The sequence below is a fragment of the Streptomyces sp. NPDC090798 genome, from assembly GCF_044768965.1.
Lineage (GTDB): Bacteria > Actinomycetota > Actinomycetes > Streptomycetales > Streptomycetaceae > Streptomyces.
The window spans coordinates 42849-64809 of sequence record NZ_JBIVXA010000001.1; the positions used below are offsets into that span (position 1 = coordinate 42849).

The 21961-nt window shown below is 72.4% G+C and carries 13 protein-coding genes; 3 read left to right on the forward strand and 10 right to left on the reverse strand.

What is annotated here, in order from left to right:
• Positions 1-88 precede the first annotated feature (88 nt).
• On the forward strand, positions 89-1618 hold the full coding sequence (locus ACIQTP_RS00165) for a glycosyltransferase family 39 protein (protein ID WP_403394801.1): 1530 nt from the start codon (positions 89-91) through the stop codon (positions 1616-1618).
• Between the two features lie 12 nt (positions 1619-1630).
• Here the strand turns inward: ACIQTP_RS00165 and ACIQTP_RS00170 are convergent, their stop codons facing one another.
• The gene (locus ACIQTP_RS00170; protein ID WP_403394803.1) at positions 1631-2125 is read right to left on the reverse strand and encodes a MarR family winged helix-turn-helix transcriptional regulator; all 495 of its coding nucleotides are present in this window, start codon (positions 2123-2125) and stop codon (positions 1631-1633) included.
• A gap of 124 nt (positions 2126-2249) precedes the next feature.
• Between ACIQTP_RS00170 and ACIQTP_RS00175 the strand changes: the two genes are divergently transcribed.
• A complete protein-coding gene (locus ACIQTP_RS00175) occupies positions 2250-2663 on the forward strand; it encodes an organic hydroperoxide resistance protein (RefSeq protein WP_261687152.1) in 414 nt (137 codons plus the stop codon).
• 51 nt (positions 2664-2714) lie between these two features.
• Here ACIQTP_RS00175 and ACIQTP_RS00180 read toward each other — a convergent pair whose 3' ends face one another.
• The 8 genes from ACIQTP_RS00180 to ACIQTP_RS00215 all read right to left on the reverse strand — a co-directional run bounded on the left by ACIQTP_RS00180 (position 2715) and on the right by ACIQTP_RS00215 (position 16478).
• Positions 2715-4358 carry a hypothetical protein gene (locus tag ACIQTP_RS00180; RefSeq protein ID WP_403394805.1) on the reverse strand — a complete coding sequence of 548 codons (1644 nt, stop codon included), beginning with the start codon at positions 4356-4358 and terminating at the stop codon, positions 2715-2717.
• A gap of 46 nt (positions 4359-4404) precedes the next feature.
• Positions 4405-5775, reverse strand: a complete 1371-nt coding sequence (locus ACIQTP_RS00185; RefSeq protein ID WP_403394807.1) for a hypothetical protein — start codon at positions 5773-5775, stop codon at positions 4405-4407.
• 8 nt (positions 5776-5783) lie between these two features.
• Positions 5784-7994: a CDP-glycerol glycerophosphotransferase family protein gene (locus tag ACIQTP_RS00190; RefSeq protein WP_403394809.1), complete on the reverse strand. Its 2211-nt coding sequence runs from the start codon at positions 7992-7994 to the stop codon at positions 5784-5786.
• 1 nt (position 7995) lies between these two features.
• Entirely contained in the window at positions 7996-10194 is a 2199-nt protein-coding gene (locus ACIQTP_RS00195; RefSeq protein WP_403394811.1) for a CDP-glycerol glycerophosphotransferase family protein, read from the reverse strand.
• Between the two features lie 165 nt (positions 10195-10359).
• Entirely contained in the window at positions 10360-12642 is a 2283-nt protein-coding gene (locus ACIQTP_RS00200; RefSeq protein WP_403394813.1) for a CDP-glycerol glycerophosphotransferase family protein, read from the reverse strand.
• 149 nt (positions 12643-12791) lie between these two features.
• Positions 12792-13700 (reverse strand): carbohydrate ABC transporter permease, encoded by a 909-nt coding sequence (locus ACIQTP_RS00205; protein WP_403394815.1) that lies wholly within the window; start codon positions 13698-13700, stop codon positions 12792-12794.
• Positions 13697-15037 (reverse strand): carbohydrate ABC transporter permease, encoded by a 1341-nt coding sequence (locus ACIQTP_RS00210; protein ID WP_403394817.1) that lies wholly within the window; start codon positions 15035-15037, stop codon positions 13697-13699. Before ACIQTP_RS00210 ends, ACIQTP_RS00205 begins: the two co-directional genes overlap by 4 nt.
• 7 nt (positions 15038-15044) lie before the next feature.
• Entirely contained in the window at positions 15045-16478 is a 1434-nt protein-coding gene (locus tag ACIQTP_RS00215) for an ABC transporter substrate-binding protein (RefSeq protein ID WP_403394818.1), read from the reverse strand.
• A 224-nt stretch (positions 16479-16702) separates the two neighbouring features.
• Between ACIQTP_RS00215 and ACIQTP_RS00220 the strand changes: the two genes are divergently transcribed.
• Positions 16703-18061 (forward strand): HEAT repeat domain-containing protein, encoded by a 1359-nt coding sequence (locus tag ACIQTP_RS00220; protein WP_403394820.1) that lies wholly within the window; start codon positions 16703-16705, stop codon positions 18059-18061.
• Positions 18062-18155: 94 nt separating this feature from the next.
• Here ACIQTP_RS00220 and ACIQTP_RS00225 read toward each other — a convergent pair whose 3' ends face one another.
• Positions 18156-21548: an FHA domain-containing protein gene (locus ACIQTP_RS00225; protein WP_403396032.1), complete on the reverse strand. Its 3393-nt coding sequence runs from the start codon at positions 21546-21548 to the stop codon at positions 18156-18158.
• Between the last annotated feature and the right edge of the window lie 413 nt (positions 21549-21961).

Genomic DNA, 21961 nt, shown 5'->3' on the forward strand with positions numbered 1-21961 from the left:
CTCGGATGCCTCAAGAGAGCTGATACGCCATCAAGGCTAGTGAAGGTTAGTTAATAGTAAGAATTTGGACATGGGGGTAAGGGTGTTAATGAAACGGTCTGGCGCCGGCCGTCAGGAGGCTCCGGAGGTCTCGGAGGTCCCGGCCGAGCCCGTGGCGCGCGTCGTCGCCGTGGTGCTGCCCGTGGTCGTCATGCTCGCGCTCGGGCTCTGGAGGCTCGACCGCGGGGGCATGTGGCGCGACGAGGCGGCCACCTATCAGGTCGCGCGGCGCTCGGTTCCGCAGATCTGGCATCTGTTGCACCACGTCGACGCGGTGCACGGCCTGTACTACCTCTTCATGCATCTCGTCCTCGTCCCCGCCCCCGGCGAGGTCGCCCTGCGCCTGCCCTCGGTCGTCGGCGCCGCCGCGGCCACGGGTCTCGTCGCCGCCCTGGGGACCCGTCTGTGCAACCCTCGCGTCGGCCTCTGGGCGGGACTGCTGTACGCGGTCACCCCCCTGACCGGGCACTTCGCCCAGGAGGGCCGGTCGTACGCCCTGGTCGCGGCCGGGGCGACGGGGGCGACCCTGCTCCTCGTGCGGGCCCTGCGCAGGGGCAGGGGCTGGTGGGCGTACGGCGTGACCGTCGCCGTGACCTGCCTGCTGCACGAGTTCGCCGTACTCCTCCTGCTCGCGCACGGCACGACCCTGGCGCTGGCGCGGATGCCGTGGCGGGTGTGGTGGCGATGGGGTGTCGCGGCGGGGGCCGCGGTGCTCGTCCTGTCGCCGCTCGCGCTCGTCTCCCACCGGCAATCGGCGCAGGTGGCATGGCTGGCGATGCCGAACCGGAAGAGCGTGGACCACCTGATCCACGCGTTCCTCGGTCAGGCCCAACTGGTGTTCGTGCCCTACCTGTTCCTGATCGCCCTCGCCCTGTGGCGCCCGGTCCCGCGACGCGGCGAGGCGACCCTCCTGGCGGTCGCCCTGCCGCTGCTGCTGGTCCCGCCGACGGTCCTGATCGCGGTCTCCCGCTTCCGGCCGCTGTACGACGAGCGGTATGTGCTGTACGCGCTGGCGGGGGCGCCGCTGCTGGCGGCGGCGGGGGCGGAGCGGCTGACCGGGTGGGTGTCACGGCTGCCGGGCGCCGCGGCTCCCCGCCTCGTCACCCTCGCCGGTGTCCTCGCCGTCTCCCTCGTCCTCACCGTCCAGTTCCCCCTGCTTCGCAAGGACCGGGACCCGGCCCGTCGTCCCGACAACCTCGCCGCCGTCTCCGCCGTCGCCGGTCGTGAACTACGGCCCGGCGATCCGGTGTTGTACCTGCCGTCGCTCGCACGTCGCTCGGCGCTGGCCTATCCGGAGGGCTTCGGCGGGGTGCGCGACGTCGCCCTGAAGACGTCCGCCATGGCGTCCGGGACGCTGTACGGGACGGAAGTGGGCCCGCGCGAACTGCGCAGCCGGCTCGGCCGGCTCGACCGGGTGTGGCTGATCTGTGAACCGTTCGTGTTCCGGCCGAACTGGCATCCGGACACCTCGGTCGCGACCGAGGAAACCAAACGCGCCGTACTCACCCAGGAATTCACCCTGCGCGAGCAGATCGTCCGCAGGGGCGTCACCCTTCGCCTGTACGTACGCCACGGCTAGGGCCTGTCGGGGTCAGGCCTGGGTCGCGGGGTCGAGCGCCGCCGCGTCCAACGCCGCCGTGAGCCGGTCGAGCCGCGCCTGCAGCTCCCGGATCTCCTCGAGCTTCGCGCCCGTGGCCGCGGCGATCCGGCGCGGCACGAGCAGCGCACGCTCGCGCAGGGCCGTGCCCTCGTCCGTGAGATGGACGTGAACGGAGCGCTCGTCCACCGCGCTGCGCTCCCGCCGCACCAGACCCGCCGCCTCCAGCCGCTTGAGCAGCGGGGACAGCGTCCCGGAGTCGAGCCGCAGATGCTCGCCGACCTTCTTCACTGGCAGCTCGCCGTGCTCCCACAGCACCAGCATCACCAGGTACTGGGGGTAGGTGAGCCCGAGGTCCTTGAGGATCACCCGGTAGACGCCCCCGAAGGCGCGCGAGGCGGCGTTCAGGGAGAAGCAGATCTGCTGGTCGAGACGGAGGTAGTCCCCGTCGGACGGAGCCTGGGGGCTCGGGGTCGGCATGGCGGTCATGACTCCAGGATAGCTCTTGCCCGCCATTAAGTTGTGCACAATTGAATTGCGTGCTCTAATTGAGGACGTAAGGCGGTCGGACTGGCCGCCCCGGCAAGACCTTGACTTGAGAGGGATGGTCTCCATGGACGCGCTCTACACCGCTGTCGCCACCGCCACCCACGGCCGCGAGGGCCGCGCCGTCAGCTCCGACGGCAAGCTCGACCTCCAGCTGGCCGTCCCGGTGGAGATGGGCGGCAGTGGCCAGGGCACCAACCCCGAGCAGCTGTTCGCCGCCGGCTACGCCGCCTGTTTCGCCAGCGCGCTCGGCCTCGTCGGCCGCGCCGCGAAGGTCGACGTCAGCGAGGCCGCGGTGACCGGCGAGGTCGGCATCGGCAAGCAGGGCGAGGGCTTCGGCCTGGCCGTCACGCTCCGCGTCGAGCTCCCCGACTCCGTGGACGAGGCCACCGGCCGCAAGCTGGTCGAGCAGGCCCACCAGGTCTGCCCCTACTCCAACGCCACCCGCGGCAACATCCCGGTCGAGCTCGTCATCGAGTAGCTCGGGAGAGTTCCGTGAGGTCGTGAAACGCGCCCTGCGCCCCGTGCCCCTTCAGGGGTGCGGGGAACTGCGCGTTCGGCCCCCACCGCCCGCGGTCAGCGAACACCCCTTGACGCACGCCCCCACCCGGGCCAGCACCTCACCGGTCTGAGAACTCCAGGCCACCACCGTCGCCTCCGCCGGCACCCGGCGCTCCCGGGTCAGCAACAGCCACCGCACGTGATACCGCCGCACCACCGCCGAGCGCCCGGCGCGCGTCGACGCGGGGTCGAGGTACCCCCGGACGGCCGTGAGCCGCCGTACCCGCTCCCGTTCGTCCAGTCCCGCGTCCGGCCACACGGGCGCGGCCAGGTTCGGGCCGTAGCCCGGGATCAGACGGGCGGCGTAGTACCCGTCGGCGATCACCACCTCGCCGGGCTTGATGTGCTGCGCCGCCCAGTCGTACGACGGCCAGCGCGGCGGCTGGTCGAAACTCACCGGATCGAGTGAACGCGGTACGACGGCACCGGCCTGCACCGTGAGGAAACCGACGCAGGCGCCGACGGCCGCCACCACCCCCAGCGTCCGCCGCCACACCGGCCACGGCCGCGCCGCCGCCAGCTCGACCGCGAGCGCGAACTGCGGCGCCACGAGCGCGAGTCCCAGGATCCTGCCGTAGGTGTAGTGCCCGCTGACCCAGCCGTACGCCACCGCCAGGCAGTCCAGCGCGAACATCAGCACCAGGGGGTCCCGCCAGGAGCGCCGCGTGCGCAGCCACAGTGCCGGTACCCCGATCAGCGCCAGCCAGAAGTGCCCGGGCACCCCCTCGTACAGCCGCCGGTGCATCGCGTCCATGCTGTGGTCCCCGGGCAGCGTGAGGACGTCGAAGTACGGCCAGAGGTGGGCGGTCAGCAGCGCCGCCGCCCCCGTGACCGCCCACCGGACCGCCACGGCGGCCCGCCATCCCCGCTGCCACCCGGCCACGAACGCCACCGCCCCGAGCGCCGCCGCCGACGCGGTGATCGGATGGACGAGCAGGATCAGTCCGTACAGGACGCCGAGCCCCTTGTACCCGGACAGGCTCCGCAGCCCGCTCGGCCCGACGTACCGGACCGGGCCGCCGATCCCTCCCGCGAGCGTGCCCGTGAGCGCCCAGGCCCAGAAGGTGAGTCCGATGGCGAACGTCGACGGGTAGCCGAGGTTCCCCGTCATCGACATCAGCCCGAGGTAGCCGCTCGACCAGGCCCGCTCGGTGCCCCACAGCAGCACCATCGCGAGCAGCGCGCACACCGGTGCCCAGGGGCGGCGGGGCGCCAGGACGCGGACGAAGCGGCCGATCCCCGTCAGCAGCACCAGCAGGTTCAGCGGCGCGGAGAGCCGGACCACCTCCCAGCCCGCGAGGCCCGTCAGCCGGGCGAAGGCGCCCTGCGCCACGGTGTACGGCGAGTAGAAGGGGCTGCCCTCGCCCGGCAGGTCCGCCGTCGGATGGGCCGGATGCAGGAGGTTCGCCTTGAGGCGCTCGACGACCGCCGCGTGCTGGCCGAAGTCGCAGCACATCGGCACCCGCCAGGAGGCGAGACACAGCACCAGCCAGAACAGTCCGCCGAAGACCTGATAGGGCGTGGGGCGCCGGGCGGCGCCGCCGCGCAGCGCGGTCGCGCCACGGGCGGTCCGCCGGACGGGGAGGTCGACCTCGGTCTGAGCTGTTCGGGTCATTTGTCGTATATGCCCACCGAAGTCGACGGCTTTGCCGAACTTCACCTCATCGAGCGACTCCGGCGTCCAGCCCGGCGCCCGTACCGGAGTTCGCTCCGGTCTTCAGCCCCGCGTCCGTCCGAAGAGGGCCCGGCACCGTGTCGAGACCCCGCACCCGCGGCCGTACGACCTGTTCCAGCAGCAGCGGAAGTCCCACCACCGGCAGCACCCACGCCAGCACGATCAGCCGGGCGCCGTAGATGTTGATGTCGGGGTGCCCGGCCTGGTTGAGGACGCCGGTGAGCGCGCCCGCGACCAGGAACACCCCGAAGGCCGGACGCTGCCGCAGCGCGCCCCAGGCCCCGGCCAGCAGGGCCGTCAGGAAGAACGGCTCCCGGAGCTCGCGGCGCAGCCACTCCACCCAGAAGTTGACCTCCAGGTCCAGGAACTCCGGCCACGGGCGGCTGCGGTCGGGCCGGGAGAAGTGGGCCGTGAGCAGGTCCTGGAGGGACTCCGACTCGGACGGGTAGCCCAGCACCTTCGCCGCGAGCAGGGTGACGGCGACCCCGCAGGCCGCCACCACCCCCACCTCCCGCAGCGGCCGCGCGAGCCTGCGCAGCGGCTGCCGGGCCCCTCCGCGCCGGATGCCGAGCACCGCGCAGGCGCCCGCCAGGCACAGCCCGAGGAACAGGGCCTGCGAGTGCTTGACGGCGAAGAGTGCGGCCAGGGACCCGCCGACCAGCGCGGTCGCCGCCCGCGTCCGGCCCTCCAGAGCGAGTGCGCAGCCCCACAGCGCGGCCAGCGTCAGGGTCAGCAGCAGGCCCTCGGTCATGGGCCGCATGGCGGTCGTTCCGCACGGCAGGACGTAGAAGAGGGCCTCTCCGGTCAGGGCCGCGACGGTGGGGGCGCGCAGGGTGCGCAGCACCAGGAAGGCGAGTACGCCCCCGGTGACCGTGATGAGCACACTCGACGTCCACAGGCCCCACTTCACGCCGAGAACGGTGATGAAGGGGACCAGGAAGACCGGGTAGCCGGGGCGCGCCTCGAAGATCCGCATGAAGCGCGGCGGCATGAACGGCACGGTGTGGCCCGCAGTCTGCCCGGCGCTCAGCCGCTTCGAAACCCACCCCCACTGGTCGCGCCGGCACTCCTCGGCGACCTGCCCGGCGGGGCTCGGCTCACGGAAGTGGACGACGTTGACACTCTGGTTGCGGCGCGCGATGGACGCCCGGCCGGCGCAGGCGTAGTCGATGGTGGCCGCGGCCGCCTCGTGCTTGCTCGCGCCGCGCAGACTCAGGGCGTACGAGAGGTAGTTCTTGGTGTCGGGGGTGTCGCGGCCGGTGACGTTCGCGAGCTGGAGCAGGGCGAAGACGGCGGCCAGGACGACCACCCAGAACCGGGGCGGGCGCGGCTTCACGAGCAGACCGACGACGCTCATGAGGGTCCTCACGACGACGTGAGGACGTCGTGTCCCGCCTGCGCGGGCACCACCGCCACCGGCGCCGGGTGCTCGACGCGCTCGCCGAGCATCAGCGTCCGTACCACCCGCTCGGCCGCCCGCCCGTCGTCGAACGCGCAGAACCGCGCCCGGAACCCGGCCCGCAGCCGTGCCGACTCCTCGTCCCGCCAGGACCCGGACGCGAACATCCACGCCAGCTCCCGGTAGGAGCCGGCCACATGGCCCGGCGCGTCGGCCGTGATGTCGAAATACGCGCCCCGGCTCGCGGCGTACGCGCCCCAGTCGTCCGCGTGGATCACGATCGGCCGGTCCAGGTTGGCGTAGTCGAACATCAGGGCCGAGTAGTCCGTGACCAGCACGTCGGAGGCGAGCATCAGGTCCTCGACGTGCGGCTCGTCGGTCGCGTCGAGCACGACCCCGCGCCGGTGCAGCTCGGACAGGCCCATCCCGCGCGAGGGGCCGTCCGTGAGCGAAGGGTGCAGCCGTACGAGGAGGGTGTGGCCCTCGCCGAGGTCGTCGGCGAACCGGGCGAGGTCGATCCGGTCGACGAGCCCGCCGCGGACGTAGTCGCGGCGCGTCGGCGCGTACAGCACCACCCGGTGGCCGGCCGGGATGCCGAGGCGGGCGCGGACCGCCGCACCGTCCTCGGGCCGGGCCCGTACGAGGACGTCGTTGCGGGGGCTGCCGGTGCGCAGCGAGGTGAAGTGGCAGGGGTAGGCGCGGTCCCAGACCAGTTCGGAGTGACGGTTGGCGACCAGGCTGTAGTCCCAGCGGTCGGCGCGGCGCAGCATCTGCGGCACGTCGAAGCCGTGCCGGGCGCCGGGCTTGTCGCGCAGGTCGGCTCCCATGTACTTCAGCGGGGTGCCCTGGTGGGTGTGCACATGGACGCTGCCCGCGCGCTTGACCAGGGTGCCGGGCCAGTTGACGTTGTTGATCAGGTAGGTGGCGCGGGCGGTGACCCGGCGGTAGCCGAGGGTGTCCGGCAGGACGTACTCGACGCCGGGCGGCAGCAGCGGCACCTCGTCCTCGCGCACCACCCACACCCCCCGGACGTGCGGGGCGAGTTCGCGCGCCGCGTGGTAGATCGCGCCCGGGTCGCCGAGCACTCCGCGGTGCGAGAACGCCGAGTACACCGCGAGGTCCGGGTCCAGCGGCCGGTGTTCGTACGCCGCGGACCAGCCGCTCTTGACCCGGGTGGCCGCCGCCCCGCGCACCTGGAGCCCGCGCCGCCCGAGTTCCGCGCCGAGCCGGCCGGACTGGCGCCGGGCGAGGTAGGCCACGTAACCGCCCTGAAGGACGCGCAGTTCGCGCGGCACCGGGCCGCCGCCCTTGTGCTTGCGGAAGAGAGCGGCCGTACGCCGGAAGAACTCGCCCTTGTCGGACGCGGGCAGCCGGTCCGGCTTGGCGAGGATGTCCAGACAGTGCTCGCCCATCTTGCGGTGCAGGAACGGGCGCCAGCTCGACAGCTGCGGGCGGGAGTCGACGAAGGCGAAGACCCGCTCGTACTGGTCGTGGATGTCGAAGTGCTTGCGGCTGGTGGTGGAAAGGATGTTGCCCTGGCGGCGCTGCCGGTAGTTCAGGCAGATCCGGTCCAGGGTGGCGATCCGCTCCGCGCTGAGCATGACCGGGAAGGTCCAGGGAGTGTCCTCGTAGTAGCCGGGCGGGAAGGTGAAGCCCTCCCGCTCGACGAACGCGCGGCGGTAGACCTTGTTCCACACGACCATCAACAGGTCTAGGATCTCCGGGTGTTCGGCGGCCGTGAAGCAGCCGTCGCCGCCCCCGGCCAGCAGCTGCGCGAGGACGTTGCGGCGCGTACCGCCCCACCAGTAGGTGCGCGCGTAGTCGAAGACCAGTACATCGGGGTCGGCCGTCTCGTCGAGGCGGTCGGCCATGGCGCGCAGGGCGCCCGGCGTGAGGGTGTCGTCGCTGTCGAGGAAGAAGAGGAAGTCCCCCGTCGCGTACGGCATTCCGGCGTTGCGGGCGCGGCCGAGGCCCACGTTCCGCGGCAGGTGCAGCACCCGCAGGCGCGGTTCGCGGGCCGCGTACTCGTCGAGGATCGCGCCGCAGCCGTCCGGCGAGCAGTCGTCGACCGCGATCACCTCGATGTCGGTGTACGACTGATCCAGGACGGAGTCGAGGCACTCGCGCAGAAAGCCCTGCACCTTGAAGACGGGGACGATGACGCTGAAGCGGGGCACGTCAGCTCCTTACGAGGGTGGAGGCGGCGGGGGCCGGAAGGCGCTCGGCGAGGGGGATCACCGGGGGGATCGCTTCGGGCGGCTGGCCCAGCAGCACTCTGCGGACGACCCGCTCGGCGGCCTGCCCGTCGTCGAACTGGCAGAAGCGCTCACGGAACGCGGCCCGCAGGGCCCGCGAGGAGTCGTCGGCGTAGGAGCGGTCACGGAAGGCCCCCGCGAGCTCCTCCGGGGTGCGCACCACCGGGCCCGGCGGTGTCTCCATCAGGTCGAAGTAGACGCCCCGCGTCTCCCGGTAGACCTCCCAGTCGTCCGCGTACACGACGATCGGGCGGTCGAGGTTGGCGTAGTCGAACATGATCGACGAGTAGTCCGTGATCAGCGCGTCGGCGGCCAGACAGACGTCCTCCGAGGACCGGTGCCGGGTCACGTCGATGATCCGGCCGCTGCTTCTGCCCCTGCCCTCGTCGTAGAAGTAGTGGGCGCGCAGGAGCACGACGAACTCGTCGCCGATCTCCTCGCAGAAGGCCTCCAGGTCGAGCCGGGACTCGAAGCCGGTGCTGTAGTCGCGGTGCGTGGGCGCGTAGAGGAGGGCGGTCCTGCCCTCGGGGACGCCCAGCCGGGCGCGGACGCGGGCCACGTCCTCGGCGGTCGCCGTGTAGTAGACGTCGTTGCGCGGATAGCCGTACTCCAGGGCCTCGTACGTGCCCGGGAAGGCCCGCTCCCACATCTGGGTGGAGTGCCGGTTGGAGGAGAGGTTGTAGTCCCAGCGGTCCATCCGGGCCAGCAGCTTGGCGAAGCTGCCGGTCGCGGCGGCCACGATCGGATACGTCGACTGGTCGACGCCCATCGTCTTCAGCGGCGTGCCGTGCTGGGTCTGGAGGTGCACGCTGCCCGGCCGCTTGACGACATCGTCCGCGAAATTGGCGTTGTTGACCAGGTACTTGGCGCGAGCCAGCACCTCCCAGGCGCGCGGGCTGCCGATCACCGCGTGGTCGACACCGTCCGGCATCTGGTCCGCCACGTCGGCCTCGACCAGGAACACCGAGCGCAGATGGGGGGCGAGTTCGAGGGCCTTGGCGTGGATCGCGGCCGGACTGCAGGCGTAACCGCGGCCCCAGTAGGCGCAGTACACGGCGAGGTTCTCGTCGAGGGGGAGGCGCAGCCGCGCGGCGTACAGCGCGCGGGTGCTCAGCCGACGGGGGCGCGGCAGCTGCCGGCCGGCCCTCGTCATCCGCCGGCTGACGCCGCGCAGCGCGCGGAACGCGCTGTACGCCCCGGCCGCCAGGAGCCGGTACTGCAACCCGATCCGGCCCGGCGGCGGCCGGAACCCGGCAGGCCGGTGGCGCCGGTAGAGCCGGCCCGCCCGCCGGAAGAAGGCCCGGCGCCGGTGCAGCGGAAGCCGCTTCGGATGGGCGGCCGACTTCAGCACCGCCGCGAAGAGGTCACCGAACAGTGCCCGCGACCGCTCCACGGACAGCCCCTCCTCGGCCGCCCGGGTCAGCACCAGGTCGATCTGGTCGAGGAGCTGGAACTGGTGCTCGCCCGGCGTGTTCAAGCGGCTGCCCTGCCGCCGCAGTCGATGCCGTACGACGACCTGGCGCAGCACCGCCACCTGTCCGGCGGCGACCGTCACCAGGCCGCCCCAGCCGAGATCCGTGAAGTGCCCCGGGGGGAAGGCGAGGCGGCGTTCCCGCAGGAACGCCCGGCGGTAGGCCGCGCTCCATGCGGGAAGGCCCGCCCCGGTCAGCAGCGGCGCCCGGTCCGGGGTGAACACCCCCGCCGGGGTCTTCGGGAGCGATGGTGTGCTGGTCTCGACGTCCCACCAGTGGACGCGTTCGTGCCCGAAGTAGAGGACGTCCACGTCCTCGGGCTCCTCCTGGAGTTTGTGGTCCAGGGCGGCCAGCGCGCCCGGCACCAGGACGTCGTCGCCGTCGAGGAAGAGCAGATACGTGCCGCTCGCCGCCCCCATCGCGGTGTTGCGCGCCCCGCTCAGCCCGTCCGCGGGCGGTGAGTGGACCGGGGCGACCCGGGAGTCCCGCGCGGCGTACCCGGCGGCGACCTCGCCCGCCGGGGAGTCCGGCCCGTCGCAGACCGGGATCAGCTCGAAGTCGCCGAAGGACTGGTCGAGGACCGAGTCCAGTGCGAGGGCCAGTCGCCCGGCGACTCCATGAGTGGGGACGAGGATGCTGAAGCGGGGCATTCTGCTCTTTCTCTGCTTACTTCTCTGGGCTTACTTCTCTGGTTGCTTCTCGGGCTACTGCTGGGGTGCCGGTGGGTGTCAGCGCCAGGGCCGCCCGGCGGGGCGCCAGGTGACGGGTCTCGTCGGGGTGGGCCGGGAGGGGCTGGAGGACATGCCTGCTCCGGTTCAGAGGGTCTCGGCGACAGGGACGGGGGTGCCGGGGACGGGGGTGCCGGGCGCGGGCACCGTGGCCAGGGGAGTCCGGGGACGGGCGGCGGCGGCCGACGGGACCGGGTGGCGCTCCGCGGGCGACAGGACCCGCGGCAGCCCGGCGCTCTCGCCCAGTACGACATGGCGTACGACCCGCTCGGCGGCGCGCCCGTCCTCGTACGGGCAGAACCGCTCGCGGAACGCGGTCCGCAGCTGCGTCGAACGGGAACCGCGCCAGTGACCGGTCGCGAAGATGTCGATCAGCTCGTCCTCGCTGCGCGCGACCGCGCCCGGCGGAAAGTCCCGCAGGTCGAAGTAGGTGCCCCGGGAGGCCTGGTACGCCTCCCAGTCGTCCGCGTGGATCACGATCGGCCGGTCCAGGACCGCATAGTCGAACATCAGGGAGGAGTAGTCGGTGACCAGCGCGTCCGAGGCCAGGCAGAGGTTCTCGATGCTCGGGTGGTCGGAGACGTCGATGAGCCGGGCCCCGGAGCGGGTGCTCAGCGCGGCGGCGTACGAGTGGTGGGCGCGGGTCAGGACGACGAACCGGGGGCCGAGCCGGCGCAGGACGCGCTCCAGGTCGAGGGCGAGGCGCTGGGTGCGGCGGTAGTCGCGGTAGGTCGGCGCGTACAGGACGGCGACCGTGCCCTCGGGGATGCCGAGGGACTGGCGCAGCCGGGTGACGTCCGTCGAGGACGCCCGCTGGAACACGTCGTTGCGGGGGAGGCCGTACTCCAGCGTCGTGTACGCGGCGGGGAAGACGCGCTCCCAGATCAGGGTGGAGTGGCGGTTGCCCGACAGGCAGTAGTCCCACTTGTCGGCGCTGCGCAGCAGCTCGGCGAAGTCGGTGTCACGGGCGGCCGCCGGGCGGTCCTGGAGGTCGAGGCCCATGTACTTGAGCGGGGTGCCGTGCTGAGTCTGGATCATGATCTGGCCGGGGCGCTTGACCAGCCGGCGGTCGAAGTTGACGTTGTTGACGAGGTACTTGGAGCGGGCGAGTGCCGTCCAGTACGCGGTCGTTCCGGGCCGCAGACGGCGCGTCGAGGCCGGGATCGTGTGGTGGTGCTCGGGGTGCGCGATCCACGCCGTACGGATGTGCGGGGCGAACTCACGGAACGCGGACTCCAGGGCGCCCGGGTTGCAGCCATGGCCGCGCCCCCAGTAGCTGGAGAAGACGGCGCGGTCGGCGCGCAGCGGCAGGCGCAGCTGGACGCGGTAGTGGAACTGGAGGGCGCCGCCGCGGACCTTGCGCAGCAGTCCCTTGACGCCGCGCAGGGCCTTCTTGTGGGTACTCGTGGCCAGGCCGAGCAGGCGGTACGTGCGGTGGTTGCCGAGCCGGACCAGGGCGTGCCGGAGGCGGGTGCGGGGGCGGACGGGGGCGCCCGGGACGCGGTAACGGCGGTAGTGGGTGCGGGCCTTGCGCAGGAACTCGGCGCGGCTGCCGCGCGGCAGCCGGCCCCGCTTGGTGAACACCGTGGAGAGGTGGTCGACCATGCGGCGGAACAGGACCGGACGCCATCGCGCCAGCTCCGGGTGCGCGTCGAGGTGCGCGAAGACACGGTCGTACTGCTCGAAGATGTCGAAGTGCTTGCGGCTGCTGGTGCCGAGGATGTTGCCCTGGCGGCGCTGGCGGTAGTGCACACAGACCCGGTCGAGGGTGGCGATCGTCTCGGCGGAGATCAGCGCCGGGTAGGTCCAGGGGGTGTCCTCGTAGTAGCCGGGCGGGAAGGAGAGGCCCTCGCGCTCGACGAACTCCCTTCGGTACGCCTTGTTCCACACCACCATCAGGACTCTGAGCAGCCCCGGCCGGTCGTCGAGCCGGAAGGGCGCGGGGCCTCGCTCGCTGAGCTGCTCCGCGAAGTGGTTGCGGACGATGTCCCCGTTCCAGTAGGTGCGCGCGTAGTCGTAGACCAGGACGTCCGGTTCGGCGGTCTCCTTCAGCCGGTCGGCGATTGCGCGCAGGGAGCCCGGGGTGAGGGTGTCGTCGCCGTCCAGGAAGACCAGGTAGTCGCCGGTGGCGTGTTCGAGGCCCGCGTTGCGGGCGCGGCCGAGGCCCACGTTCCCCGGCAGGCGGACGGGGCGGACCCGGGAGTCGCGGGCGGCGAACTCGTCGATGATCGCGCCGCAGGCGTCGGGCGAGCAGTCGTCGACGGCGATCAGTTCGAGGTCCGGACAGGACTGCTCCAGAACGGATTCGAGGCATTCGTGCAGGTACGCCTGAACCTTGTACGCGGGGACGATGACACTGAACCTGGGCAAGGGACATCCATGGGTCGGCGCGGGCATACTGCCCGGCAACGGCCGAAGGGGTGACTTGGTTACGCCAGACGTGGCATACGGGGGATTCCGGGTGAACGCCGAGGGGCGAACCGGTGTCCGGCTCGCCCCTGATATGGTTATTTGTCCGGCTACTTCACCGCGCCTGCCATCACCCCGGACACGAACTGACGTTGGAACGCGAAGAACACTGCCAGTGGGATGATCATCGAGATGAAGGCGCCGGGCGCCAGCACGTCGATGTTGTTGCCGAACTGGCGTACCTGGGTCTGGAGTGCGACCGTGATCGGCTGGCTGCCCGAGTCGGAGAACACCAGCGCGACCAGCATGTCGTTCCACACCCACAGGAACTGGAAGATGCCGAGGGAGGCGATCGCGGGACCGCCGAGCGGCATCACGACCCGCAGGAACAGGCGCAGTTCACCCGCGCCGTCGAGCCGGGCCGCCTCCAGCAGCTCCCGGGGGATCTCCGCGAAGAAGTTCCGCAGCAGGAACACCGCGAAGGGCAGACCGAAGCCCACGTGGAAGAGGATCACCCCGAAGATCGTGCCGAAGATGCCGATCCTGCCGAAGAGTTCGGCGATCGGGATCAGCGCCACCTGCACGGGGACGACCAGCAGACCGACCACCGCCAGGAACCACCAGTCGCGGCCCGGGAACTCCATCCAGGCGAAGGCATAGCCCGCGAGCGCGCCGATGACGACGACGAGGACGGTCGCCGGGACGGTGATCAGCACCGTGTTCCCCAGCGAACTGGTGATGTCACCGTTCTCCAGGAGCTTCTGGTAACTGTCCACGGTGAGCTGGGAGGGCTGGCTGAAGACCTTCCACCAGCCGGACGCGCTCATGTCCTGCGGTGTGCGCAGCGAGGACAGCAGCAGCCCGATCGTCGGCACCAGCCAGAACAGGCCGACGAGGAGGAGGAAGACCCGGACGATCCCGCCGCTGACACCGCTCGCGAGCCGGGAGCCGAGCGACTGCCCGGCCTTGACGCCGGTGACGGGCGCGGTCTTCGTGAGACCGCCGGCCTGGGTGGTCATCGCCGTACCTCCCGCCGCAGACGACGCACGTTGAACCACACCACCGGGATCACGAGCAGCAGCAGGAACACGGCGATCGCGCTCGCGATCCCCGGCTGGTCCTCGGAGAAGCCCTTCCGGTACAGCTCCAGGGCCAGCACGTTCGCGTCGTCCTGGGACGAGCCCGGCGGGATGATGAAGACCAGGTCGAAGACCTTCAGCACGTTGATCATCAGCGTGACCAGGACGACGGCGAGGACGGGCGCGAGCAGCGGCACGGTGACTCTTCGCAGCACCTGCCACTCGTTCGCCCCGTCCACCCGCGCCGCTTCGAGGAGTTCACGCGGCACGCCCGCGAGCCCCGCCGCGATGAGCACCATGGCGAAGCCGGCCCACATCCAGACGTACGCTCCGATCACGGCCGGGGTGACGAGCGACGGGCCGAGCCAGTCGACGCCGTTGTAGGGCTCGCGGAAGTTGCTCGCCGGGAGCCGGAGTTGAGCCCCGTCGGCCTTGTCGGAGAGGGTGAAGGTGCCGTCGCCCCGCACCTTCGCCGAATCGACGACCTTGCCGTCCTTCACCGCCTCGATCTTCATGCCCACGTAGCCGAGTTCGCCCGGGTCGACCTGGCCGAGCCTGCCGACGCCCTTGCCCCGGGTGAAGTCCTGCCAGGCGGTGCCGGTGACCTTGCCGGGCTCGGACGGTGCCTGTACGGCCTTCTTCGCGCCGCCCGGCATCTTGTCGGGGGCGACTCCGACGAGGGGAAGGGTGACGGACTGCCCGGCGTGCACGGCCTGTTGGGTGAGGAACCCGCCCTTCTCCGGACGGAGCGGCGACTGCCGTCCCGGGTGGGCGTTCGGGAACGCCGACGACTCGGCGAAGGTGTCGTGCACCCCCACCCAGACTGCGTTCGCGACCCCCTTGTGCGGGTCCTGGTCGTACACCAGCCGGAAGATGATCCCCGCGGCGAGCATCGAGATCGCCATCGGCATGAAGACCACCAGCTTGAACGCCGTGCCCCAGCGGACCCGTTCGGTGAGGACCGCGAACACGAGACCGAGCGCGGTCGCGACGGTGGGCGCGAACACGACCCAGATGACGTTGTTCTTGAGGGCGGTGCGGATGCCGTCGTCGGTGAACAGCGCCTTGTAGTTGTCGACCCCGGCGAAACCGTCGCCGGACTGGTTGAGGAAGCTGCGGATCAGCGAGTACCCGATCGGGTAGACCACGAGCGCGCCGAGCAGCACGAGACAGGGCAGCAGGAACAGCACCGCCACGGCCCTGCGGGTGCCGGTCACGCTCTTGCGCGTACGGGCCGGAGGAACCGGTGGGGTTCCTCCGGCCGTTGCCGACGTCATCGCCGGATCAGCTTCCGCTGCCGTACGCCGCCGCCGCGTCCTTCTCCAGCGTCGCCTGGGTGCCCGCGACGTCGGTCGGGTTCTTCAGGAAGTCCTGGAGGTCCTTCCACTCACCCTTGCCGGGCGTGCCGCCGAAGGCCTGCGGGGCCTGGTCGGACATGTCGAAGCGGAAGTCGTCGCCCGACGCGATCAGGGACTTGGCGATCTTCTGCTGCACCGCGTTCGGGTACGCCGAGTTCGGCACGTTCTTGTTGGGGGAGAGGTAGCCGCCGAGCTTGGCCTGGATCGTCGCCGCGTCCGGGGAGGCCAAGAAGGTGGCCAGGGCCTGCGCCGCCTTGGAGTCCTTCAGGATGACGGCCGCGTCGCCGCCGGAGACCACGGGCGCCGCGCTGCCCACGGCCGGGAACGGGAACACCTTCGCGTCCGTGCCCACCTTGGCCTTGGTCTCGCCGATGTTGACCTGCGCGAAGTCGCCCTCGAAGACCATGCCCGCCTTGGGCTGGTCCCCGCCGGTGAAGGTCTGGGTGACCGAGGCCGGGAACTCCGTCTGCAGGGCGCCGTTCGCGCCGCCCGCGACGTAGTTCTTCTTGCCCCAGATCCCGGCGAGGGTGGTGAGGGCCTGCTTGACGGACGGATCCGTCCACTTGATCTTGTGCTGGCTCAGCTGGTCGTACTTCTCCGGGCCCGCCTGGGAGAGATACACGTTCTCGAACCAGTCGGTGAGGGTCCAGCCGTCGGCGCCGCCGACGGAGAACGGGGTGACACCGGAGTCGTAGACCGTCTGCGCGGTGGTCAGCAGGTCCTGCCAGGTCTGGGGCTCCTTCGCGCCCGCGTTCTCGAAGACCTTGGCGTTGTACCAGATCAGCGACTTGTTGGCCGCCTTGTAGTACACGCCGTACTGCTTGCCGCCCACCTTGCCGATGTCCTGCCAGCCCTGCGAGTAGTTCTTGGCGAGCTCGGCCAGGGCCTCGGGGCCGAGGGGTTTGGCCCACTTCTTGTCGACGGCCTGTTTGATGGCGCCGGGCTGCGGGAGCAGCGCGACGTCCGGCGGCTGGCCGCCCGCGATCTTCGAACCGAGGAAGTTGATGATCGGGTCCTGGGCCGCCACGAAGGTCACCTTCGCGCCGGTGCGCTTCTCGAACTCCGCTAGGACCTTCTTGAAGTTCTTCTGCTCCTCGCCGGTCCAGACGGCGGAGACTTCGAGGCTCTCGCCGTTGAGCTTGGGGAGGGTGACGGTGCCGCCGCCACTACTGGCGCTGCTCGTACCGCCGTTGTCGTTCTTGTCCTTGCTGCCACCGCCACACGCGGTGAGGGCGAGCGCGACGACGACGGCGGCTGCGGCGGCCTGTGCGGCCCTGGGTGACCTGCGGTTCTGAGCGGCTCTGGATGACCTGTGCGTCGAGTGATTGGGCGACCTGTGTGTACGAAGACCTCTGTGCATCACTGCCCCGTTCTCGTTCCTCGTCGAACGTCCGGCGCTGTCCCGTGCGCTCTGGTCTACGCCCGGGGCATCGAGGGCGGCAAGAGCGCCTGCGCTGTCAAGTGGGTGATCGTGATTGGGTCGTGACGTGGGCGGCTGTGCGAACGCGGTGCAGACTCTGTGCGGCGGCGGGCGGGGCGAGGGGACGGCGGCCGGTGGGCCATGGGGAGAAGGGGGACGGGAATTTGGGCGAGGGTGGGCTCGACGGCCGGCTCGTGTCGGCGGTCCGGGCGGGGGATGCCGAGGCGGTGCGCGCCCTGCTGGAACAGGGCGCGGATCCCGAGGCGGTGGACGCCCACGGGCTGCCGGTGCTGTGCGTGGCCGCGGCGGCGTACGACGCGCCGGTCGCCGAGGCGTTGGTGACGTCCGGCGCCGACCCCGATCGGCTGCTGCCGGAAGGGGACACGCCCCTGAGGCGCGCCGTCGACGGCGGCTCTCCCGCGGTCGTCTCGGCGTTGCTCGGTGAGGATCCCCTGAAGCGCCTTTCCGAGGCCGCCCGGGCAGGGCTGCTCGCCCTGGCCCGGGGCTGGCACGAGACGGGCGCGGTCGAGGAACTGCGGCGCAGGAGCGGCGCGCCGGGCCCCGCCGGGATCGTGCGGGTCCAGGACGACGAGTACAACTGGGTCGAGCAGGTCTCTCTGGGCGGACTCGTCGTACGAGCCGGGCACGGCGCCGTCCTGACCTCGCTGGAGTGGGCCTTCCGCATCCTGCCGCCCGTCGACGAACTGATCGACCGCGCCGTGCGGCGGCCCGACGAGAACCATGTGGGCTGGTCGACGGGCCGTCACGTCCTCTGCGGACGCCACAGCCCCGAGGCCTGGGCGGCCGTGCTGGCCCATCGCCACCACCCCGATCCGGCCCACCGCTCGTTCGCGGCCGACTACCTGGCGGGCAGGACGCTGTTCTCCAGTGGCAGTGGCTCGGACTACTACGCGAAGAAGGCGGGGCCGATCCTGGCCGCCTGGGCGACCGAGGAAACGGACGGCGAGGTGCTCGCGCGGGTGCTCTACGTCTTCAGCCACCACGACCACCCCGGCCAGGAGGCCATCGCGCTCCGCCACGCCGGCCATCCGCACCCTCGCGTACGCCGCCGGGCGTCCGACATCCTCTGCGGGCAGGACGCCCCGCACCCGCCCGCGGTCAGGACCGCGCTGCTCACCCTCGCGCGGGATCCCGACCCCGACGTGTGCGTCAGCGCGTGCGAGGTGGTCGCCCAGTGGGGCGACCTCGCCCCGGAGATCGCCCAGGCGCTGTTCGCCCTGGTCCAGGGACCGGACGCCGGATTCCGGGCCGACGCCGCGGGCGTACTGGCCGCGTCCCGGGACCGCACGGCAGCCGTCGCGGACGCCTTGGCGGCGTTGCTCGACGACGCCGACCTGCGGGTACGCCTGGCGGCGGCCTCCGGCCTGGCCCGCCGCGACGATCCGCGCACCGAGGAGGCGATCGAGCGGGTGGGGCCGCTCGGCCCTGACTTCGAGTACGACCGCCATGCCGAGGCGCTCTGGCGGTGGAAGTGGCACAAGGAGGACTCGAACGCCGGGTGATGGCCGGTCAGCCGGGCGGCGTGGGGTGCACAGTGCCGTCGAGGGGGCCGTCGGTTCATGTGCGCAGCACCAGGCCTGATCCCAAGGGCGTGCCCTACAGCAACGACGGCATCTCCACTGCCGCCACCGATCTCGCCGCTCGCTCCAGCGCGCTGGCCAGCAGGGCCAGGTCTGTGGGGCCGTTGCCGAGTTCGCGGACGGGGCGGCGGGCCGGGGGGTCGCCCATGCGGTGCCATTCGAGGGGGACGACCGTGGGGCGGAGGGTGGCCGTGCGGGGGATGCGGCCCGTGACCCGGCCGGCCTGGAAGGGGGTGAGGCGACCGTCGGGTGTGGACAGACGGCCCCGGCCGGGGGCGGGTTCGTCCGCGCCGGGGGACACCGGGTCGAGGGAGATACGGAGTGAGGCGGCGCGGCCCAGTTCGGTGGTCGCCGTGCGGCCGTCGTCCGCGGCGGCCGCCACAAGGTGTACGCCGAGACGGTCACCCTCGCGGGCGACGGCCTCCAGAGCCCGTACGACCGAACCGGCCGCCGGCCGTCCCGGGGAACCCAGCGCGGGGGAGAGCAGTGCGTCCAGGTCGTCGATGATGACGACGAGACGGGCCAACGGTGGGCCCGGATCCGTCCGTTCGCGGGCAGCCGCCGGGCGCAGCCGCAGCGTCGAACTGGGGGGCGCGTCGAGATCCGCGGCGCCGGAGGCGGAGGGAGAGGCGGCGCCGGGCTTCGCTCCTGGGGTGGGTTTGGGGGTGCGCTGGGCGACCATCCGGCCCGACACCTCGCCACGCGTGTGCCACTCCGCGAAGCCGAGCCGGCCCAGGAGCTCGGCCCGCCGCTTCAGCTCAGCACTGAGTGACTGGGCGAACTCCCGCATCCGTACGGGGTCGTTGGCGGTGAGGTGGGTGGTGACATGGGGCAGGTCCGTGCAGACCCGCAGCCCCTCCGCTCCTTGGCCCGCGCCGTGGCCCCCGGTGCTGTCCCGGCCGTCCATCAGCACGATCCCGAGCCGGTCGGGGCGCTCCGCGGCGGCCAGGGACGCGGCGACCGCGCGCAGCAGCTCCGTACGACCGCTGCCGGGCGGGCCCTCGATCAGCAGGTGCGGGCCCTCGGTGGGGAGCTCCACGGCGACCGGGCCGCGCGGGCCGGCGCCGAGGACGGCCCGGCCGCGGCCGCCGAGCGCCTCCGTGTCGTCCGCCGCGTCCGCCCAACGGGCCATGAGCGACGCCGGGGTGGCCCGGGCCAGTCCCAACTCGTCCAGCAGACGGGCCGCTTGAGGGAGCGGCGCGGACACGCGCGCGTGGCGGTCGGCGTGCGCCCCGTCCGTACGGAGGGGGGCGAGGGCGCGCGCGAAACGCTCCGCCCAGGCCAGTGACACCGCGTCCACGGCGGCGACCGTGCCGTGCCCCACGGGCCCGTCGGACCCCACCCGCATCAGCCGCAGCGCCGTCGCCACGTCCCCGCTGAGCAGCGCGACCGCCCCGCACTCGCGGAACGCCGGTGACGCCTCGCAGGCCGCCTGGTACGTCTCCGTCACCGGGGACGCGGGTGACGCCGACACGGTCTCGGCCAGACACACCACATGTATGCCTGCGAGCGAGCCCTCGTGCGTCAGCCGCAGCACCGCCTCCCGTACGTCGGCGCCCCCGGGGTCCCCGTCCACGACGAGCACGGTGAACGGCCCCTCGAAGTCCCGGTCCGCGCCCGTCGGGTCCTCGTCGCGGGCCCAGGACGGGCGCCGTGCGCCGCCCCGCGCGTCCACGGGGACGCGATCGGCCCTGTCGTACGCACCCCGGGTGCCGCCCGTGTCCGTCAGCTGGTCCTCCAGGCGGCGCAGGAGCTCGTCCGTGCGGGCCGTCGCCTGTTCACGGTCGTAGGCGAGGAGGAGTCGGCAGTCCTGGCCGTGGGTGGGGCGCAGATGCGGGAGCCAGCCGAGCCAGGACCACTCGGCGGTGCGCTCCTGCACCGTGCGGGAGCGGTCCGCGCTGATCAGGACGATGTCGAGGGCGTCGGGGGAGTGCAGTGCGGCGAGCTGGGCGACCACCGAGCGGGCCAGCCCGGCCAGCCGTGCCCGCGGCCCCGCCAGGCCCAGCGAGCCGACCTCCCGCAGGCCCGCGGTCACCGGCACCGCAGGCACCAGCCCCGAACCGTCGGCCGCCGCCCGGTCCGCCGTGCCCAGCCGCACCGCCAGCGTCTCCGGGTGGCCCGGGCCGCGCTCCCACAGCCGCGGCCCCGGACCCAGCGCGGTGAGCAGCAGCGTCGCGGGATCGGGCCAGCTCTCCGGGGCCTGCGTGGTCAGGGAGGCCGTCAGGAACGCCGCCGCCCCGTCGTCCCCGTCCGTGTCGTACGGATCCCCCGGTCCGGTGCCCGACAGCTCACCCCGGCCGCCGGCCAGCCGACGCGCCCACGCGCCGAACCCGCCCCGCCTGCGCACCCCCGGCGGCACGTCGGTGCCCCGCGTGGGCGTGCCTTTGCGGGTGTCCGGCTCGGGGCCGGCCGCGGCTCGGGGCGTGGCTTCGCCCGCCGACGTGCCGGGGCCGGACGGCCGCGCGGGCCCGCTCTCGATGCGGGGCGCCCGGCCCTGCTCGGGCACGACCGGGCCGTGCTCCTGCGCTCCGGGGACACCACCCGCCGCACCCCACTCCGCCGATCCGAAGCCGTGATGTGTGTCACCGACGGGCGGCACGGGCAGCGCGCCGGCACTGGACCCCACACGCGCGTGGGGCACGACAGGAGCGGAAGGACCGGCGGGAGCGGCGGAGGACGACGAGGGGCCGGGGCCGGTGGGCGGCTTCGGGCGGGTGGCCGTGCCGGTGAGGGTGGTGACCCTGACGTGGCCCTCCCCGTCCGGCGTCGTGCCCACCGGATCCGCGCCACCGGGAGGAGCCAGTCGCAGGGCGGACTCGCCGACGCGCAGCAGCGCGCCCTGCCCGAAGCGGACCGGGCGGGTGCCGACGGAGGCGCCGTCCAGCGTCGTGCCGTTCGTGGAGCCCAGGTCGGCGACCGAGACACGGCCCTCGGGCGTGACCGTGACCGCGCAGTGCAGGCGGGAGACGTCGGGGTCGTCCAGCGGGACGTCCGCGTCGGCGGAGCGGCCGATGTCGATCCGGCCGCCGTGCAGCAGATGGACGCCGCCCGCGTCGGGACCCGCGACGACATGGAGCTGGGCCGCGACCCCGTCCACGTCAGGACCGGGTTCGGCGGGGGAGCCCAGGGACAGCACGGCGCCGTCCGTCAGGGGCGGCTCGCCCAGCGTGCAGCGCTGGCCGTCGAGGCGCTCGGCGCCCGCGTACAGCACGACGGGACCTCCGCCGAGCTCTCGGCCACGGTCGTGCTGGCCTGCGCCCTCACCGCCGACCGCCGAGGCCAGACCCGCCGCCACCGCTGCCAGCGCCGTCCCGGCGGGAGCGGTGACCAGCACATCGCAGGCCGCGGCTCGCCCCCGCGGCTCCGAGGGCGAGCCCAGCGGGTCTACGACGGTCAGCCGGATCTGCATCGCCGCCAGCGGTCCCTTCCGCGCAGGCACCCGCGAGGAGGGCGAGGCTGCGCCGCGGTCCCCCACCGCAGATTTCCCCCACCGCACACGGGCACGTCGGCCAGTACTGAAGGCATCCTCGCACCTGTCACTGACAACACGCCCGCCACCCACCGGCAAGTGATCTTGATTGGTCGGCTCTGCCCGTAAAAGTGCCTGACCAGTGCCCGACCGGTGCCCGCTTGAGATCGGTCACGTCGCCCCCGCGGGCGCCGTCCGGCAACCAACCGCCGAATACGAGCGTCTTTCCATCGAACATGCGCGGGAACGCGTACGTAAGCGCTTATGCGAAGCACAGGCGCATATGGGAAGCAGTGAGAACCACAGGAAGACGACAGTCCAGTGCCAGGTGTCCCGGCACTACAGTGGAGCGG

Bases quoted from the DNA above. Each gene is read 5' to 3' on its own strand.
- ACIQTP_RS00165 (WP_403394801.1), top strand. From the start codon at position 89: ATGAAACGGTCTGGCGCCGGCCGTCAGGAGGCTCCGGAGGTCTCGGAG.
- ACIQTP_RS00195 (WP_403394811.1), bottom strand. From the start codon at position 10,194: ATGCCCCGCTTCAGCATCCTCGTCCCCACTCATGGAGTCGCCGGGCGA.
- ACIQTP_RS00180 (WP_403394805.1), bottom strand. From the start codon at position 4,358: ATGACCCGAACAGCTCAGACCGAGGTCGACCTCCCCGTCCGGCGGACC.
- ACIQTP_RS00215 (WP_403394818.1), bottom strand. From the start codon at position 16,478: ATGCACAGAGGTCTTCGTACACACAGGTCGCCCAATCACTCGACGCAC.
- ACIQTP_RS00210 (WP_403394817.1), bottom strand. From the start codon at position 15,037: ATGACGTCGGCAACGGCCGGAGGAACCCCACCGGTTCCTCCGGCCCGT.
- ACIQTP_RS00205 (WP_403394815.1), bottom strand. From the start codon at position 13,700: ATGACCACCCAGGCCGGCGGTCTCACGAAGACCGCGCCCGTCACCGGC.
- ACIQTP_RS00170 (WP_403394803.1), bottom strand. From the start codon at position 2,125: ATGACCGCCATGCCGACCCCGAGCCCCCAGGCTCCGTCCGACGGGGAC.
- ACIQTP_RS00225 (WP_403396032.1), bottom strand. From the start codon at position 21,548: ATGCAGATCCGGCTGACCGTCGTAGACCCGCTGGGCTCGCCCTCGGAG.
- ACIQTP_RS00175 (WP_261687152.1), top strand. From the start codon at position 2,250: ATGGACGCGCTCTACACCGCTGTCGCCACCGCCACCCACGGCCGCGAG.
- ACIQTP_RS00185 (WP_403394807.1), bottom strand. From the start codon at position 5,775: ATGAGCGTCGTCGGTCTGCTCGTGAAGCCGCGCCCGCCCCGGTTCTGG.